We start from the raw sequence: 17,201 nt of genomic DNA on the forward strand, positions 1-17,201 counted from the left end.
ACAAATTCATTTCGTTTTCGTGCTGTTTTTTAGAACAGATTAAGAAAAGACTAGAATGTAGAACAGCTTATCGAAAAGGGGTTGAAATTATGAAATTGGATTCGCTTATCGAAAGAGCAACCCAATACGAAGAAAAAACGGTAGCCGTTGCGGCCGCAGAAGATACAGAAGTAATTGAATCCGTTGCCCAAGCACTCAAACATAACCTTGCAAACTTCATGTTGTTTGGTGATAAAGAAAAAATTATGGATATTTTATTATCTAAACATCCTGATTTAGTGAAAAATGAAAAGATTAAAATTATCCACACAAATTCCCAAAGTGCTGCTGCAGAGCATGCTGTAAAAGCAGTTAAACTGAATGAGGCAAATGTATTAATGAAGGGGAATGTTCCAACTGCTACTATTTTAAAAGCAGTGTTAAATAAGGAATACGGTTTAAGAACAGGAAGTGTGCTCTCACATGTAGCCGTGTTTGAGGTTGAAGGCTACGACCGTTTTACCATTGTCACTGACGCAGCGATGAATATTGCACCTGACTTAGATCAAAAAGTTCAAATTATTAACAACTCAGTTGAAATTGCAACCCGCATTGGAATAGATACACCTTTAGTAGCACCTATAGCTGCAGTTGAAGTGGTGAATCCAGCCATGCAAGCAACTTTAGATGCTGCAGCATTAACCGTAATGAACAAACGTGGACAAATTAAAAATTGTATTGTAGATGGTCCTCTTGCGTTGGATAATGCCGTTTCTAGCTTGGCTGCTGAACATAAAGGTATCGAAAGCACTGTAGCTGGACGAGCAGATATTTTACTAGTGCCAACCATTGAAGTCGGAAATGTATTATATAAATCATTAATTTATTTTGCTAAAGCGAAGGTAGGGGCATTAATTGCCGGAGCTAAAGCGCCAATCGTACTAACATCTAGAGCAGATACTGCAGAAAGTAAGTTATATTCACTTGCCCTTGCAATTTGCTCTGTGAATAAATAATTTATAGTTTAAACAAAAAACACTAAATAAAATTACTTATTGGATATTGGGGAGGAAACAACAAATGGAAATCTTCAAGTATATGGAAACTTATGATTATGAGCAAGTGGTATTTTGTCAAGATAAACAATCAGGATTAAAAGCAATCATTGCTATTCACGATACAACATTAGGGCCAGCTCTTGGTGGAACTCGTATGTGGACATATGAATCAGAAGCAGCTGCAATTGAAGATGCATTACGTTTAGCTAAAGGTATGACTTACAAAAATGCTGCAGCAGGTTTAAACCTTGGTGGAGGAAAAACTGTTATTATCGGTGACCCACGTAAGGATAAAAACGAAGAAATGTTCCGCGCTTTCGGACGCTATATCCAAGGCTTAAACGGAAGATACATTACAGCTGAAGACGTAGGAACTACAGTTGCTGATATGGATTTAATCCATGAAGAAACTGATTATGTAACTGGTATCTCACCTGCTTTCGGTTCTTCAGGTAACCCATCTCCAGTTACTGCATATGGAGTTTATCGCGGGATGAAGGCAGCAGCTAAGGAAGCATTCGGTACTGATTCATTAGAAGGTAAAGTAATTGCTGTTCAAGGTGTAGGTAACGTTGCATTTACATTATGCCGTCATTTACATGAAGAAGGTGCTCAATTAATCGTAACTGATATTAATAAAGAAGCCGTTCAACGTGCAGTTGAAGAGTTTGGTGCTAAAGCAGTTGATATTAACGATATTTACAGTGTTGAATGTGATATCTTTGCTCCATGTGCTTTAGGTGCGGTAATTAATGACGACACAATTCCTCAAATTAAAGCTAAAGTTATTGCTGGTGCAGCAAACAACCAATTAAGAGATCCACGCCATGGTGACATCATTCATGAAATGGGTATTGTTTATGCACCTGACTATGTAATCAATGCTGGAGGAGTAATTAACGTTGCAGATGAGCTTTACGGATACAATCGTGAGCGTGCATTAAAGAAAGTTGAAACTATTTACAATAACATTGAAAAAGTTATTGAAATTGCAAAAAGAGATGGTATTCCAACTTATAAAGCTGCTGATCGCATGGCGGAAGAGCGTATTGAAAGAATGCGTAATTCTCGCAGCCAATTCTTACAAAATGGCCACCATATCTTAAGCCGTCGTTAATCGTAAAAAGGAGAGAGCAAGAGCTGAATATTTATTCAGCTTCTTTCCCTTTTTAATAATAAGTGTAGAATATTGGAGGTTTAAAAGTGCAAGAAACAAACAATCGAATTCTCGTAATCAACCCAGGTTCAACTTCAACGAAAATAGGAGTTTTCGATAATGATATTTCAATCTTTGAACAAACAATCCGTCATGACAGTGAATTAATCAATCAATATGAGAACATCATTGATCAGTACGAATTCCGTAAAAACACCATCCTAGAAACGCTTGATAATGAAGGAATTAATATCTCTAAGTTAAGTGCCGTTTGTGGTCGAGGTGGTTTACTTCGTCCAATAGAAGGTGGAACCTACAGTGTAAATGACCAAATGTTAAAGGATTTACGTGCAGGTTATTCCGGACAACACGCATCTAACCTAGGTGGAATTATTGCTTACGAAATCGCAACAGGTTTGAATATACCTTCCTATATTGTGGATCCAGTAGTTGTAGATGAATTAGATCCGATTGCCAGAATTTCTGGTTTCTCATTAATTGAAAGAAATAGTATCTTCCATGCCTTAAATCAAAAAGCAGTTGCAAGACGTGTAGCTAAAGATTTAGGAAAAAGATACGAGGATCTTAATTTAATCGTTACACATATGGGTGGAGGTATTACCGTAGGTGCTCATAAGAATGGGAAAGTAGTCGATGTAAACAACGGTTTACATGGTGACGGTCCGTTTAGTCCAGAGCGTGCTGGAACAGTTCCTGCTGGTGATTTAGTTGCTCTTTGTTATTCAGGTGACTTTTATCGTGAAGAAATCATGAAAAAGCTTGTTGGTCAAGGTGGACTTGTTGGTTATTTAGGTACTAATGATGCGGTTAAAGTTGAAAAGATGATTGAAAAAGGCGACGAAAAGGCTAAGCTAGTTTATTCGGCAATGGCCTACCAAGTTGCCAAGGAAATAGGCTCGGCAAGTGCAGTCCTTTCAGGTAAAGTGGATGCCATTATTTTAACGGGTGGCTTAGCATACGGAAAAGAGTTTGTAAAAGAGATTAGTGATCGTATTAGCTGGATTGCTGATGTGATTGTACAACCAGGTGAAAACGAACTTCAAGCATTAGCTGAAGGTGCGCTTCGTGTTCTACGTGGAGAGGAAAAAGAAAAGGAATACCCTGGTACGATAAAAGATAGGGCTAAGGTTTAGTGTAAAGTCCATTAGGAGGAATTGAATTGGCACAAGAGTATGATTTGGTCATTCTTGGGGGCGGAACGGGTGGTTATGTTGCTGCGATTCGTGCATCCCAACTTGGTCTAAAAACGGCTGTAGTTGAAAAAGGAAAACTGGGTGGGACTTGTCTACACAATGGTTGTATCCCTTCTAAGGCTCTTCTTAGAAGTGCTGAAGTTTATGCTACGACAAAGCACTCAGAAGACTTTGGAGTAATGACTAGTGATGTAACATTAAATTTTGGTAAAGTTCAAGAAAGAAAAAATAAAATCATTGATCAGCTTCATAAAGGTGTTCAACACTTAATGAAACAAGGCAAGATTGATGTTTATGAAGGAACTGGTCGTATTTTAGGGCCTTCTATTTTTTCTCCGATGCCAGGAACGATCTCTGTTGAAATGAACAACGGAGAAGAAAATGAAATGTTAATCCCGAAAAATGTTATTGTTGCAACTGGTTCACGTCCAAGAACACTTCCAGGGTTAGAGATTGATGGAAATCTTGTTATGACCTCTGATGAGGCATTAGCTATGGAATCTGTACCGAACTCAATCATTATTGTCGGTGGTGGAGTAATCGGTATTGAGTGGGCATCTATGCTTTCCGATTTCGGTGTTGACGTAACAGTAATTGAATATTCAGATCGAATTATTCCGACTGAGGACAAAGAAATCTCTAAAGAAATGCAACGTTTAATGAAGAAAAAAGGCGTAAAAATTGTTACGAGTGCAAAAGTACTTCCTGAAACTTTACAAAGAGGAGAAGGAGTAACGATCTCCGCTGAAGTTAAAGGTGCATTAAAAGAATTTACAGCTGAAAAAATCCTAGTTTCTGTAGGTCGTCAGGCTAATGTTGAAGGAATTGGTATTGAAAACACTGAGATCCAAGTAGAAAGAGGATTTATTGCAACAAATGAATATTATCAAACGAAAGAATCGCATATCTATGCAATTGGGGATGTAATTGGTGGATTGCAGCTTGCACACGTTGCTTCACATGAAGGAATCGTTGCAGTTGAACACATTGCAGGCGAAAATCCATCTCCTATTGATGCTAAATTAGTATCAAAATGTATCTACAGTAATCCAGAAGTTGCAAGTGTTGGCTATACAGAAGATGAAGCGAAGGAAAAAGGGCATAATGTTAAAGTTGGAAAGTTCTCATTCCGCGCAATCGGTAAAGCACTAGTTTTTGGTGAATCTGATGGATTTGTTAAAATCGTTGCTGATAAAGATACAGATGATCTTTTAGGGGTACACATGATTGGTCCTCACGTGACAGATATGATATCTGAGGCAGGGCTAGCTATGGTGCTAGATGCAACACCTTGGGAAATCGCTCATACTATTCATCCTCACCCAACTTTATCTGAAGCTATTGGTGAAGCAGCTCTTGCAGTGGAAGGAAAAGCAATTCATTCTTAATAATTTTGGAGGGATTAAGTCCCCTCCTCTTTACATACGAATTTAGGAGGTTTATATAATGGCTGAAAATCGTCATAAAGCATTAGGTTTAAGTGATGAGAATGTTTTAGAAATGTATGAAACCATGCTTTTAGCTCGTCGAATTGATGAGCGTATGTGGTTATTAAATCGTGCAGGTAAAATTCCGTTTGTTATTTCTTGTCAAGGGCAAGAAGCAGCTCAAGTCGGTGCTGCATTCGCATTAGACCGTCAAAAAGATTATGTTCTTCCATACTATCGTGATATGGGTGTTGTTTTAACATTCGGTATGACTGCAACAGATCTTATGTTATCAGGTTTTGCTAAAGCTGAAGATCCAAACTCTGGTGGTCGACAAATGCCAGGTCACTTCGGGCAAAGGAAAAACCGCATCGTAACAGGTTCTTCTCCAGTTACTACTCAAGTACCACATGCAGTTGGTGTTGCTTTAGCTGGAAAAATGGAAGGCAAAGACTTAGTTACTTTTGTAACATTTGGTGAAGGATCTTCTAACCAAGGGGACTTCCATGAAGGGGCAAACTTTGCGGGTGTTCATAAACTACCAGTTATTTTCATGTGCGAAAATAATAAATATGCAATCTCTGTACCAATTGAAAAACAGCTTGCTTGTGAAAACGTTTCCGACCGTGCAATTGGATACGGAATGCCTGGATTTACAGTTGATGGGAATGATCCATTAGAAGTATATAAAGTAGTGAAAGAAGCTGCTGACCGTGCTCGTCGTGGAGAAGGTCCTACATTAGTAGAAACGATTTCTTATCGTTTAACACCTCACTCTTCAGATGATGACGATCGCGCATACCGTGCTCAAGAGGAAGTAGCAGAAGCGAAAGCAAAAGACCCTATTATTACTTTTGCAACCTACTTAACAGAAGTTGGAGTTTTAGACGAAGCGAAAGCAAAAGAAATTAATGATCGTATAGCAAAAATGGTAAATGAAGCAACAGACTACGCAGAAAATGCACCATACGCAGCGCCGGAACATGCGTTGAAGTATGTTTATGCTGATAAGTAAGGGGGAATATAAATGGCTGTAATTTCTTATATTGACGCGGTTACAATGGCAATCCGTGAGGAAATGGAAAGAGACCCTAAAGTCTTTGTACTAGGTGAAGATGTAGGACTAAAAGGTGGAGTATTTAAAGCAACTCAAGGATTATACGACCAATTTGGTGAACAGAGAGTAATTGATGCACCACTAGCTGAGTCTGCAATTGCAGGTGTCGGTATTGGTGCTGCGATGTACGGAATGCGTCCAATCGCAGAAATGCAATTTGCTGATTTCATTATGCCGGCTGTAAACCAAATTATCTCGGAGGCAGCTAGAGCGCGTTACCGTTCAAATAACGATTGGAGCTGTCCAATGGTTATTAGAGCTCCTTACGGTGGTGGAGTTCACGGAGCATTATATCACTCACAATCAGTTGAGAAAGTTTTTGCTGGTCAACCAGGTCTGAAAATTGTTATGCCTTCTACTCCTTATGATGTAAAAGGATTATTAAAAGCAGCTATTCGTGACGAAGATCCAGTTATCTTCTTTGAACATAAGCGTGCTTACCGTTTAATCAAAGGTGAAGTTCCTACAGATGATTATGTATTACCAATTGGTAAAGCAGATGTAAAACGTGAAGGTGAAGACCTAACGGTAATTACATATGGTCTTTGTGTACACTTTGCACTGCAAGCAGCTGAAAGACTAGCTAAAGACGGTATTTCTGCTCATATTTTAGATTTAAGAACGGTGTATCCGCTTGACAAAGAAGCGATTATTGAAGCAGCTTCTAAAACAGGTAAAGTTCTACTAGTAACAGAAGACAATTTAGAAGGAAGCATCATGAGCGAAGTTTCAGCTATTATTGCAGAAAACTGCTTGTTTGACTTAGATGCACCAATCAAACGTTTAGCTGGCCCAGACGTACCAGCTATGCCATATGCACCAACAATGGAGAAATTCTTCATGGTGAACCCAGATAAAGTTGAAAAAGCAATGAGAGAATTAGCAGAATTTTAATATAAAAGCGGAGTTCGCTTGTTCAGAGCCGACAAGCATAAGGCAGCTCACGCAGGTGGTTGAAAAACCACCGGAGGGAGATGCCTTATGACTCGAGGCTCTAGCGAACGGAGCTGGACATAGAAACGGAAAAGATTTGCAATAAGGAGGTTTACCCATTGGCTATTGAACAAATTAAGATGCCTCAATTAGGGGAAAGTGTTACAGAGGGTACAATCAGTAAGTGGTTAGTCTCTGTAGGCGATAAAGTGAATAAATATGATCCACTAGCAGAAGTAATGACGGATAAGGTAAATGCTGAAATTCCATCATCTTTCACGGGTGTAATTAAAGAACTAATTGCAGAAGATGGCGATACTTTAGCAGTAGGAGAAATTATTTGTACGATTGAAGTTGAAGGTGGAGAGTCAGGAGAAGCTCCAGCTGCTGCAGCGACTCCAGCACAAGAAGACTCACAAACTAGTGCTGCTACAGAGGATACGACAAATAAAGCTCGTTACTCTCCGGCTGTATTAAAACTGTCACAAGAGCATGGAATTGATCTAACTCAAGTGAAAGGTTCTGGAGCAGGCGGACGTATCACTCGTAAAGATATTCAAAAAGTGATTGAAAGCGGGAATATCCCTACTGCAGCAACAAAACCAGTTGAAACAAAACCAGCTGCTGTTGAAGCACCTGCTGCCGGGCAAGTTGCACCAACTACACAACCTGCAGCTACACCAGCAAAACCAGCTGCAGCTCCTGCCGTTAATGTACCTGTTGTTCCTGGTGACATTGAAATCCCAGTAACAGGTGTTAGAAAAGCGATTGCTGCTAACATGCTGCGCAGTAAGCATGAAGCACCACATGCGTGGACGATGATTGAAGTAGATGTTACAAACCTTGTAGACTATAGAAATTCAATTAAAAATGACTTTAAGTCTAAAGAAGGTTTCAACTTAACATTCTTTGCTTTCTTTGTAAAAGCTGTTGCACAAGCGTTAAAAGAATTCCCGCAGATCAACTCTATGTGGGCTGGCGATAAAATCGTTCAAAAGAAAGATATTAATATCTCAATCGCTGTAGCTACTGACGATGCTTTATTCGTTCCAGTCATTAAGCATGCTGATGAAAAAACAATCAAAGGTATTGCTCGCGAAATTACGGAGCTTGCTGGAAAAGTTCGTAATGGTAAATTAACATCTGCAGAAATGCAAGGTGGAACATTTACAGTTAACAACACAGGTTCATTTGGATCTGTTCAGTCAATGGGTATCATCAACTATCCACAAGCTGCTATCTTACAGGTAGAATCAATCGTCAAACGTCCAGTTGTTATGAATAATGGCATGATTGCTGTTCGTGATATGGTAAACCTATGTTTATCTCTAGATCACCGTGTACTTGATGGCCTAGTTTGTGGTCGTTTCTTACAACGTATTAAAGAAATTCTTGAAAATACTTCAAAAGAAAATACTTCTGTATATTAATTATTAAAGCCGCTACTCTAGAAGTAGCGGCTTTATACTTAATTTATGTCAATTTTAAGTACAGCGTATTTTTATTCAGGTTGGATGTAGCCTAATACAATTTTACCTCATTGCTTGTTTGTTTTATCTATACTAAAATAGGATTTAAAGTTAATAATTTTGAATTTTCATACACGTGTTTGTTAAAATTTAGAAATCAGCCTCATCTATTATTTGGAAGGAGGGAGTACTGTCTTAAAAAGAGGACAGTACAATAAATTATGAGTTTAAAAGATATGTTACAAACCACTTTTGAGGAAGCAACTACTCAGAACTGGGTCCAAAAAGGGGAAGAAACTTTAAAAGGTAAGTCAATAGAGAGTTTATCTAGAAATACATATGAAAACATTAAATTGAAACCGCTTTATTCACGTGAAGATCAAAATCTAGATAAAGTTTCTCAATATCCGAGTCAAGCCGATTTTAGACGTGGAAAAGCAGCATTAGGATATGTGAGTAGTGAATGGAAAGTCGCACAACAATTAGTAGCTGAAACAGTTGAGGATTTACAAAATGAGTTGAGAAACGCTTTAGAAAGAGGTCAAACAGCTATATCTTTTGAAGTGAATAAAGAATTGCTCAATCATTTGTCTGATACCTTAAAAGAATATCATGGCAAATTTGCTTATAGCCTAGATGGTAAAAACTATCAATCTTTAATTTTAAATGAATTAAAGTCTAATTTAAATCCGGAGCAAGGAACAGGGTATATAGGAAAAGACCCAATTGCTTTATATGTACAAGGTGTTCTGGACAATCATCAACTAGATGAAGCTTATACTAGTTGGGGAAAAACGATTGAAGACACAGATAAAACTATGCCAAATATACGTACAATATTAGTGAATACAACACCATTCCATAACGGTGGGGCAAATGCAATTCAGGAATTAGCTATTGCTATTAGTTCAGGTGTTCACCATATTGATCAATTAGCAAAAAACGGATTAGGTATTGATAAAGTTTTATCAAAAATGGTTTTCGAATTTTCCATTGGAGCAAACTTCTTTATGGAGATTGCTAAACTAAGAGCAGCCAGAATCCTTTGGGCAAAGGTAGCTGAAGCATATGGTGCTCAAGGTGAAAATCTGGGAATGGAAATTACTGCACGCACCTCTCAATTTACTAAAACGGTATTTGATCCTTATGTAAATATGTTAAGAGCGGGCAATGAAGCATTTGCTGCTGTTTTAGGAAATATACAATATCTGCATGTAAGTCCATTTAATGAGCCAGAAGGAAATCCTACTAGCTTCTCTAATCGAATGGCAAGGAATACTCAATTAATTCTAAAAGAAGAAACTCATCTTTCTAACATTGTAGATCCGGCTGGTGGATCGTGGTATATTGAACAGCTAACTAATGAACTAGCTCAAAAAGCATGGGAACTCTTCCTTGAATTAGAAGATAAAGGTGGAGTAGCAAACAGCTTGAAAACTGGTTGGCTTCAAGAACAAATTCAGACAGTTAAAGAAAAGCGTACAAATGACATTGCTACAAGAAAACAAAGTATTGTTGGAACAAATGTGTATGCTAATTTACAAGATCAGCCTTTACATGTTAGGGAAGAAAGGGTAAAACATTCTATAATTCCACAAGATAGACTATCGGAACCTTATGAACAACTAAGATTACGTGCCGAGACATTAAAAAGCGGTGGTAAAGAAGTGGCTATCGGGCTATTATGTATCGGTAAATTAAAGGAATATAAGCCACGTGCTGATTTTATTACCGGGTTCTTAGCTGCTGGAGGAATTCAATCCTTGTTAAGTGGTGAAATAGAGTCAACTGAGCAGGCGCTAGATTTTATTAAAGCATCAAATAATCAACAATTCTTTATTTGCAGTTCAGATGATAAATATAAAGAAATCGGTTTAGCCATGTTAAAGGAATTAAATGAACAATGTAAAGGTAAACAATTCTATTTAGCTGGATTACCTAGTGAATCAGACCAAACGTTATGGCTAGAAAATGGAATTAAACAGTTCGTTCATATAAAGAGTAACTGTTATGAGACACTTTCAACTCTATTAAGTGAAATGGAGGGGAACATTAATGAATAAACCTAATTTTAAAGACCTTACCATCTTTCCTGAAAAAATAGCTGAATCAAAAGAGGATTGGAAGGAAAAGGCTGAAAAAGAGGTAAAGAATTCAATTGATGATTTACTGTTCGAAACAAATGAACAAATTAAATTAAAACCTTTGTATACAGAAGAAGACAGAGCGGGACTTGAGCATCTTGATGACAAACCTGGTCTACCTCCTTATACTAGAGGGCCCTATCCAACGATGTATGTAAACAGACCTTGGACCGTACGTCAGTATGCCGGCTTCTCGACAGCTGAAGAAAGTAACGCATTTTACCGACGTAATTTAGCAATGGGTCAAAAAGGATTGTCTGTTGCATTCGACTTGGCTACTCATAGAGGATACGATTCCGACCACCCACGTGTTGTTGGAGATGTTGGAAAAGCTGGTGTTGCTATAGATTCAGTTTTAGATATGAAAACACTGTTCGATGGCATTCCTCTTGACCAAATGAGCGTGTCAATGACGATGAACGGTGCAGTGCTTCCTGTAATGGCTTTCTATATTGTTACGGCTGAAGAGCAAGGAGTTAGCCAAGAAAAGCTATCAGGTACGATTCAGAATGATATTTTAAAAGAGTACATGGTTAGGAACACTTATATTTATCCTCCAGAAATGTCCATGAAAATTATCGCGGATATTTTTGAGTATACATCTAAATACATGCCTAAGTTTAATAGCATAAGTATCTCTGGTTATCATATGCAAGAAGCTGGAGCACCGGCTGATATTGAATTAGCTTATACATTGGCTGATGGTCTTGAATATGTAAGAACAGGGTTAAAAGCAGGCATTGATATCGATTCCTTTGCGCCAAGACTATCTTTCTTCTGGGCGATAGGAATGAACTATTTCATGGAAGTAGCAAAAATGCGTGCAGCAAGGTTTATCTGGGCAAAGATGATGAAAACCTTTCATCCTAAGAACGATAAATCAATGGCCCTTAGAACTCATTCCCAAACATCGGGTTGGAGTTTAACCGAGCAAGACCCGTTCAACAATGTGATTCGAACATTGGTTGAAGCACATGCAGCATCAATGGGGCACACTCAGTCATTACACACAAATGCACTTGATGAGGCGATTGCGTTGCCTACAGACTTTTCAGCTAGGATTGCACGTAATACTCAGTTATTCTTGCAAGAAGAAACAGGTATTACGAATGTTATTGATCCATGGGGCGGTTCTTATTATGTGGAAGCATTGACTGAGCAGTTGATCAATCGTGCTTGGAAGCATATTGAAGAGATTGAAGAATTAGGCGGTATGGCAAAGGCAATTGAAACGGGCTTACCGAAGATGAGAATTGAAGAAGCTGCCGCTAGAAGGCAAGCCCAAATTGATTCTGGTAAGGAAACCATCATCGGAGTAAACAAATACCGTTTAGAAAAAGAAGAACCAATTGAAATTTTAGATATTGATAATACAGCAGTTCGACTAAAACAAATTGAAAAATTAAACGAGCTAAAAGCAAGCCGTGATGAAGAGAAAGTCAAAGAGGCACTAGATGCGATTACAGTTGCAGCGGAAACCGGTGCAGGAAATCTTCTACAACTTTCTGTTAATGCTGCTAGAGTTAGAGCAACGTTAGGAGAAATTTCTTATGCCATTGAAAAAGTAGCCAATCGTCACAAAGCGGTTATACGTTCGATTAGTGGAGTCTATAGTTCTGCCTTTTCAAACGAAGATGAAATTAATGAAATTAAAGAAATGACAGATGAATTCTTAGAGAATGAAGGAAGACGACCAAGAATTTTAATTGCCAAGATGGGGCAAGATGGGCATGATCGCGGGGCAAAAGTCATTGCAAGTGCATTTGCCGATTTAGGTTTTGATGTGGACATCGGACCTTTATTCCAAACTCCTGAAGAAACAGCCCTGCAAGCAGTTGAAAATGATGTCCATGTAATTGGTATGAGCTCACTTGCTGCCGGACATAAAACGTTATTACCTCAATTAATTGAAGAACTAAAAAAATTAGGTCGTGAGGATATTTTAGTTGTCATCGGTGGGGTAATTCCTGCACAAGACTATCAATATTTGTACGATCATGGTGCAGCAGCCATTTTTGGACCTGGTACAGTTATTCCTGTGGCTGCACAAAAAGTTGTTCGAGCAATTTATGAGCAGCTAGGTTATGAGGAAGTGAATTAATCCATGACCATGGATAAAAAGCCGGAATGGAATGATCCAGAGAATCCCGACCATTGCTTAAGTACGGTGAGAAGTGGTGTTGAGCTATCGAATACTCATAATCAATTTCAAAAAAAGGAAAGATTCAAAAAGAAAGTTCAAAAGGGCCCTTCTATTGAAGAATTAGTTCAAGGAGTACGACAGGGGAATCGAGCGATGTTAGCCCGCTCGATTACTCTTATAGAGAGCAATGCTGAACATGATTTTAGGCATTCACAACAGCTTCTTCAACAACTTCTACCTTATTCAGGAAAAGCCATTCGTGTTGGAATTACAGGTGTTCCTGGTGCGGGAAAAAGTACCTTTATTGAGTCCTTTGGTATGTATCTTTGTGAATTAGGCTTAAAAGTAGCCGTTCTTGCTGTTGATCCAAGCTCTAGTATAAGTGGAGGAAGTATTCTTGGTGATAAAACCAGAATGGAACAGCTTTCACGAAATGAGAGAGCCTTTATTCGCCCTTCCCCTTCTGGAGGAAAGTTAGGTGGAGTCCACCGAAAGACTAGAGAAACGATGCTTATATGTGAAGCAGCTGGTTTTGATGTTATTTTGGTGGAAACGGTTGGAGTAGGACAAAGTGAAGTTATTGTAAGAGAAATGGTCGATTTCTTTATGTTGCTTGTATTGACTGGTGCAGGGGATGAGCTTCAAGGAATGAAAAAAGGGATTATGGAACTTGTTGACGGAGTCTTCGTAAATAAGGCAGATGGTAGTAATAAAGCAAATGCCCAAAAGACGAAGGAAGAGTACAATCAAATTCTCCATTTTCTTCAACCTGCAACTAAAGGCTGGGAAACAAAAGCCTATACTTGTTCTGCTCTATATCAAGAAGGAATTGAAAACGTTTGGAAAACCATTCAAAAGTTCGAAGAGACAACGAAAGCTTCCGGTATATATGACGATAGAAGACGGACCCAGACGAAAGAATGGATGCACTCCATGATTATTGATCAACTGCAAGCAAGTTTCTTTTATCATCCAAAGGTAAAAGAAATGCTGCCCCAAATGGAAAATGAAGTGATGTCTGGAGTTCAGACTACTGCAACTGCGGTTGAGAAACTATTTGAAGTGTTTTATGAAAATATGACGCGGTAGTATCTAGCCGCAAGTAAAATAGAGCAAAAAAGGGGCTAGTGTCATTTAGAGACACTAGCCTTTAATCAGGGAGTTAAGGGGTATGGATCTAGCTGTGTTTTTATAATACCCGCACTCCAAAAAACTAAACCACTAATTTATAAATTTTTTAAATTTGATAAAATTGTTCTCATATTGGTATCATGTAAAGAGAACATACACTTATTTTGATTAGGAGCGATCATATGAATATGGATTTCAATTTATTTATGAACGATGTTGTTCGTCAGGCTCGTAAAGAGATTACGGCAGCTGGATATACAGAATTAACAACACCAGAAGAAGTAGATGCAGCATTGAACAAGCAAGGAACGACTCTTGTTATGGTTAACTCTGTTTGTGGATGTGCAGGGGGAATTGCTCGTCCTGCTGCCGCTCATTCCGTCCATTATGATAAAAGACCAGATCAATTAGTAACCGTATTTGCTGGACAAGATAAAGAAGCAACTGAAAAGGCGCGTAGTTATTTTACAGGTTATCCACCATCATCACCATCATTTGCTTTATTGAAAGATGGAAAAATCATTACTATGGTTGAGCGTCATGAAATTGAAGGACATGAACCAATGGCGGTTATTAATAAACTGCAACAGGCATTTGATCAATATTGTGATGAAGTTTAAAGAATTTTAACCTTGGGGAAATCTCCCAAGGTTTTTTTATATACCTTTTGACCTAAATATTAACAATTTTTACTTGATTATACAGTTATATAGTGTAAAATAAACATTATGTCATAATGTTAGAATATTATAATTTTACAGTTTATTCAGTTAAAATTAATATTTAAAAATAGTATTGCATAAATATAAAAGTGTGTTAAAATTCATTTATGTGAATATATATTAGTTTGTAGAAGATTAATAGAATAATAAATTAAACAAATAGGGGGAAATTTTTAAATGAAAAAAGTTATTTCATTTCTAATGCTAAGCGTACTTTTAGTAGGAGTATTATCTGCTTGTGGTACGAGCGAGAAATCTACATCAGGATCAGGTAGTAAAGAAGAAAGTGGTAAGAAGGTTTTAGTAATGGGAACTTCTGCTGATTACCCACCTTTTGAATATGTAGACAGTGCTAAAGGTGAAGAAATTATTGGATTTGATGTTGATCTAGCAAATGCTATTGCTGAGAAATTAGGTTATGAAGTACAGGTAAAGGATATTGATTTTACAGGATTAATCCCAGCATTAGAAACAGGTCAAGTTGATTTTGTATTAGCTGGTATGACTCCGACTGAAGAACGTAAGAAAAACGTTGATTTTAGTGATATTTACTATACTGCTAATCACTTAATTGTTTCCAATAAGGATAGTGGTCTTAATACTTTAGAAGATTTAAAAGGTAAAACGGTTGGGGTTCAGTTAGGTTCTATTCAAGAAGGAAAAGCGAAAGAAATTGCTGAATCAATTGATATCAAGATCGAAAACCGTAACCGTATTCCAGAAATCATCCAAGAAATTAAATCAGGTCGTTTTGACGCTGCTATCATTGAGGATACTGTTATGAAAGGTTACTTCAAAAAGAATCCTGAATTAACTGGTTTTATCCTTGAAGAAGATACTGAAGAAGGTTCTGCTATGGCATTCCCTAAAGGTAGCGAGTTAACAAAAGAGTTTAACGATGCATTACTTGAAATGAAAGAAAACGGTGAACTAGAAAAGTTAATCGTAAAATGGTTTGACCAATAATATAGATTAGTTGCGTTCAGCGGGGCAACCTTCTGAACGCTTTCTAGCTTTATATTAAAAATAGATAGAGAGGAATGTACGAGAATGAATTTAGATTTTACACAAATCCTCCCATCTATACCTTATATTTTAAAAGGAATAGGTGTTACCCTTCAGATTGTCCTTATTGCTGGTATCTTGGGATTTGCTTTTAGTATTTTATTAGCTTTGTTCAAAATAAGTTCAATTAAACTACTGAGTTGGTTTGCAGACGCTTATACATCTGTATTCAGAGGTACTCCGTTAGTTTTACAATTAATGCTCATTTATTTTGGTTCACCTCAAATCTTTGGTTTTCAAATTGAACCATATGCAGCTGCAATTTTGGCATTCAGTTTAAACTCAGCCGCCTATATATCGGAAATTATTAGAGCGGGAATCCAAGCGGTAGACAAAGGCCAAAGGGAAGCTGCCATGGCGTTAGGAATTCCTTATCGAAAGATGATGTCAAATATCATTCTTCCACAGGCGATGAAAAACATTTTTCCCGCACTTATGAATGAGTTTATTACGTTAACAAAAGAATCCGCTATTGTGACCACCATTGGTGTGACAGACATTATGCGACGTGCATACATTGTCGGCGGTGAAAAATTCTCTTTCTTCGAGCCATTATTAATTGCTGGCCTAATCTATTACTTACTCGTAATCTCGTTGACCTTCATAGGAAAGACAGTTGAAAGGAGAATGAGACGCAGTGATTAAAATTGATAATTTGCATAAAAAATTTGGGAAGCTAGAAGTGTTAAAAGGTATATCTACAACGATCAAGGATAGAGAGGTTGTCGCCATCATTGGGCCTTCCGGATCTGGGAAATCTACATTTCTTCGTTGTATGAATTTATTAGAAGTCCCGACTAGCGGAAAAATTTTAATAGATGAAGTTGATATTACGGACAAGAATACCAACATAATGAAGATTAGACAAAATGTAGGAATGGTATTTCAACATTTTAACTTATTTCCTCATAAAACCGTTCTTGAGAATTTAACTTATGCTCCAATTACGGTTAAAGGCATGGTTAAAACAGATGCAGAAAAATTAGCCCTTGATTTATTAGCGAAAGTTGGTCTTTCCGAAAAAGCGAATGAATATCCAAATCGTTTATCAGGTGGTCAAAAACAAAGGGTAGCCATTGCAAGAGCCTTAGCAATGGAACCCGGAGTCATGCTTTTTGATGAACCTACATCGGCACTTGATCCAGAAATGGTTAAAGAGGTATTAGAGGTAATGAAGTCCTTAGCCCACACAGGAATGACCATGGCCATCGTAACACATGAAATGGGCTTTGCTAAAGAAGTAGCCGACCGTGTGTTATTCTTAGACAATGGACAACTAGTAGAAGATGCCCCACCAGAACAATTCTTCTCCAACCCAACTAGCCAGCGTGCTAAAGACTTCTTGGAAAAGATGTTGTGATTAGGTAAAATAATATTATTTAAAAAAGATGATCTAATGGTCATCTTTTTTGCTTTTGTAATTTAGCCCGTTGATTTCCGCTCCAGGCACTTGCTTTCCGCAGGGAGGGATGGGAGCCTCCTCGGCGTTCCGCCTGTGGGGTCTCCCATTCCCTCTATCCCTGCAGGAGTCAAGTGCCTTCCGCTCCAATCAACTCAGACAATTATATTTTAATTTAACCATCTAAGACACAAATCTAAAAAAGGATTTCTCGTTTTTATTAGCTAAGTTAGTCATAAAATAT

The 17,201-nt window shown here is 37.9% G+C and carries 14 protein-coding genes; all 14 read left to right on the forward strand.

Features of this window, described 5'->3' with window-relative positions; genetic code table 11:
- The first annotated feature begins 89 nt into the window (after nucleotides 1-89).
- Entirely contained in the window at nucleotides 90-995 is a 906-nt protein-coding gene (gene yqiS / locus SM124_RS04830) for a phosphate butyryltransferase (protein WP_322445148.1), read from the forward strand.
- Nucleotides 996-1,059: 64 nt separating this feature from the next.
- Nucleotides 1,060-2,154: a branched-chain amino acid dehydrogenase gene (bcd, locus tag SM124_RS04835; RefSeq protein WP_322445149.1), complete on the forward strand. Its 1,095-nt coding sequence runs from the start codon at nucleotides 1,060-1,062 to the stop codon at nucleotides 2,152-2,154.
- A gap of 86 nt (nucleotides 2,155-2,240) precedes the next feature.
- Nucleotides 2,241-3,347: a butyrate kinase gene (gene buk, locus SM124_RS04840; RefSeq protein WP_322445150.1), complete on the forward strand. Its 1,107-nt coding sequence runs from the start codon at nucleotides 2,241-2,243 to the stop codon at nucleotides 3,345-3,347.
- Between the two features lie 26 nt (nucleotides 3,348-3,373).
- A complete protein-coding gene (gene lpdA, locus SM124_RS04845) occupies nucleotides 3,374-4,795 on the forward strand; it encodes a dihydrolipoyl dehydrogenase (protein ID WP_322445151.1) in 1,422 nt (473 codons plus the stop codon).
- Nucleotides 4,796-4,853: 58 nt separating this feature from the next.
- The gene (locus SM124_RS04850; RefSeq protein ID WP_322445152.1) at nucleotides 4,854-5,849 is read left to right on the forward strand and encodes a thiamine pyrophosphate-dependent dehydrogenase E1 component subunit alpha; all 996 of its coding nucleotides are present in this window, start codon (nucleotides 4,854-4,856) and stop codon (nucleotides 5,847-5,849) included.
- A 12-nt stretch (nucleotides 5,850-5,861) separates the two neighbouring features.
- The gene (locus tag SM124_RS04855) at nucleotides 5,862-6,845 is read left to right on the forward strand and encodes an alpha-ketoacid dehydrogenase subunit beta (protein WP_322445153.1); all 984 of its coding nucleotides are present in this window, start codon (nucleotides 5,862-5,864) and stop codon (nucleotides 6,843-6,845) included.
- A 158-nt stretch (nucleotides 6,846-7,003) separates the two neighbouring features.
- Nucleotides 7,004-8,314, forward strand: a complete 1,311-nt coding sequence (locus tag SM124_RS04860) for a dihydrolipoamide acetyltransferase family protein (protein WP_322445154.1) — start codon at nucleotides 7,004-7,006, stop codon at nucleotides 8,312-8,314.
- A gap of 275 nt (nucleotides 8,315-8,589) precedes the next feature.
- Nucleotides 8,590-10,416: a methylmalonyl-CoA mutase subunit beta gene (locus SM124_RS04865; RefSeq protein WP_322445155.1), complete on the forward strand. Its 1,827-nt coding sequence runs from the start codon at nucleotides 8,590-8,592 to the stop codon at nucleotides 10,414-10,416.
- A complete protein-coding gene (scpA, locus tag SM124_RS04870) occupies nucleotides 10,409-12,598 on the forward strand; it encodes a methylmalonyl-CoA mutase (RefSeq protein ID WP_322445156.1) in 2,190 nt (729 codons plus the stop codon). Before SM124_RS04865 ends, scpA begins: the two co-directional genes overlap by 8 nt.
- Nucleotides 12,599-12,601: 3 nt before the next feature.
- Nucleotides 12,602-13,729 (forward strand): methylmalonyl Co-A mutase-associated GTPase MeaB, encoded by a 1,128-nt coding sequence (gene meaB / locus SM124_RS04875; protein WP_322445157.1) that lies wholly within the window; start codon nucleotides 12,602-12,604, stop codon nucleotides 13,727-13,729.
- A gap of 224 nt (nucleotides 13,730-13,953) precedes the next feature.
- Nucleotides 13,954-14,391, forward strand: coding sequence for a BrxA/BrxB family bacilliredoxin (locus SM124_RS04880; protein ID WP_322445158.1), 438 nt, complete (start codon nucleotides 13,954-13,956; stop codon nucleotides 14,389-14,391).
- 279 nt (nucleotides 14,392-14,670) lie between these two features.
- Nucleotides 14,671-15,459, forward strand: a complete 789-nt coding sequence (locus SM124_RS04885) for a transporter substrate-binding domain-containing protein (protein ID WP_322445159.1) — start codon at nucleotides 14,671-14,673, stop codon at nucleotides 15,457-15,459.
- Between the two features lie 84 nt (nucleotides 15,460-15,543).
- Nucleotides 15,544-16,203: an amino acid ABC transporter permease gene (locus SM124_RS04890; protein ID WP_322445160.1), complete on the forward strand. Its 660-nt coding sequence runs from the start codon at nucleotides 15,544-15,546 to the stop codon at nucleotides 16,201-16,203.
- Nucleotides 16,196-16,918, forward strand: coding sequence for an amino acid ABC transporter ATP-binding protein (locus SM124_RS04895; RefSeq protein ID WP_322445161.1), 723 nt, complete (start codon nucleotides 16,196-16,198; stop codon nucleotides 16,916-16,918). The genes SM124_RS04890 and SM124_RS04895 overlap by 8 nt, the downstream gene beginning before the upstream one ends.
- Nucleotides 16,919-17,201 lie beyond the last annotated feature (283 nt).

It is taken from the genome of Robertmurraya mangrovi, from assembly GCF_034427655.1.
Taxonomy (GTDB): domain Bacteria; phylum Bacillota; class Bacilli; order Bacillales; family Cytobacillaceae; genus Robertmurraya_A; species Robertmurraya_A mangrovi.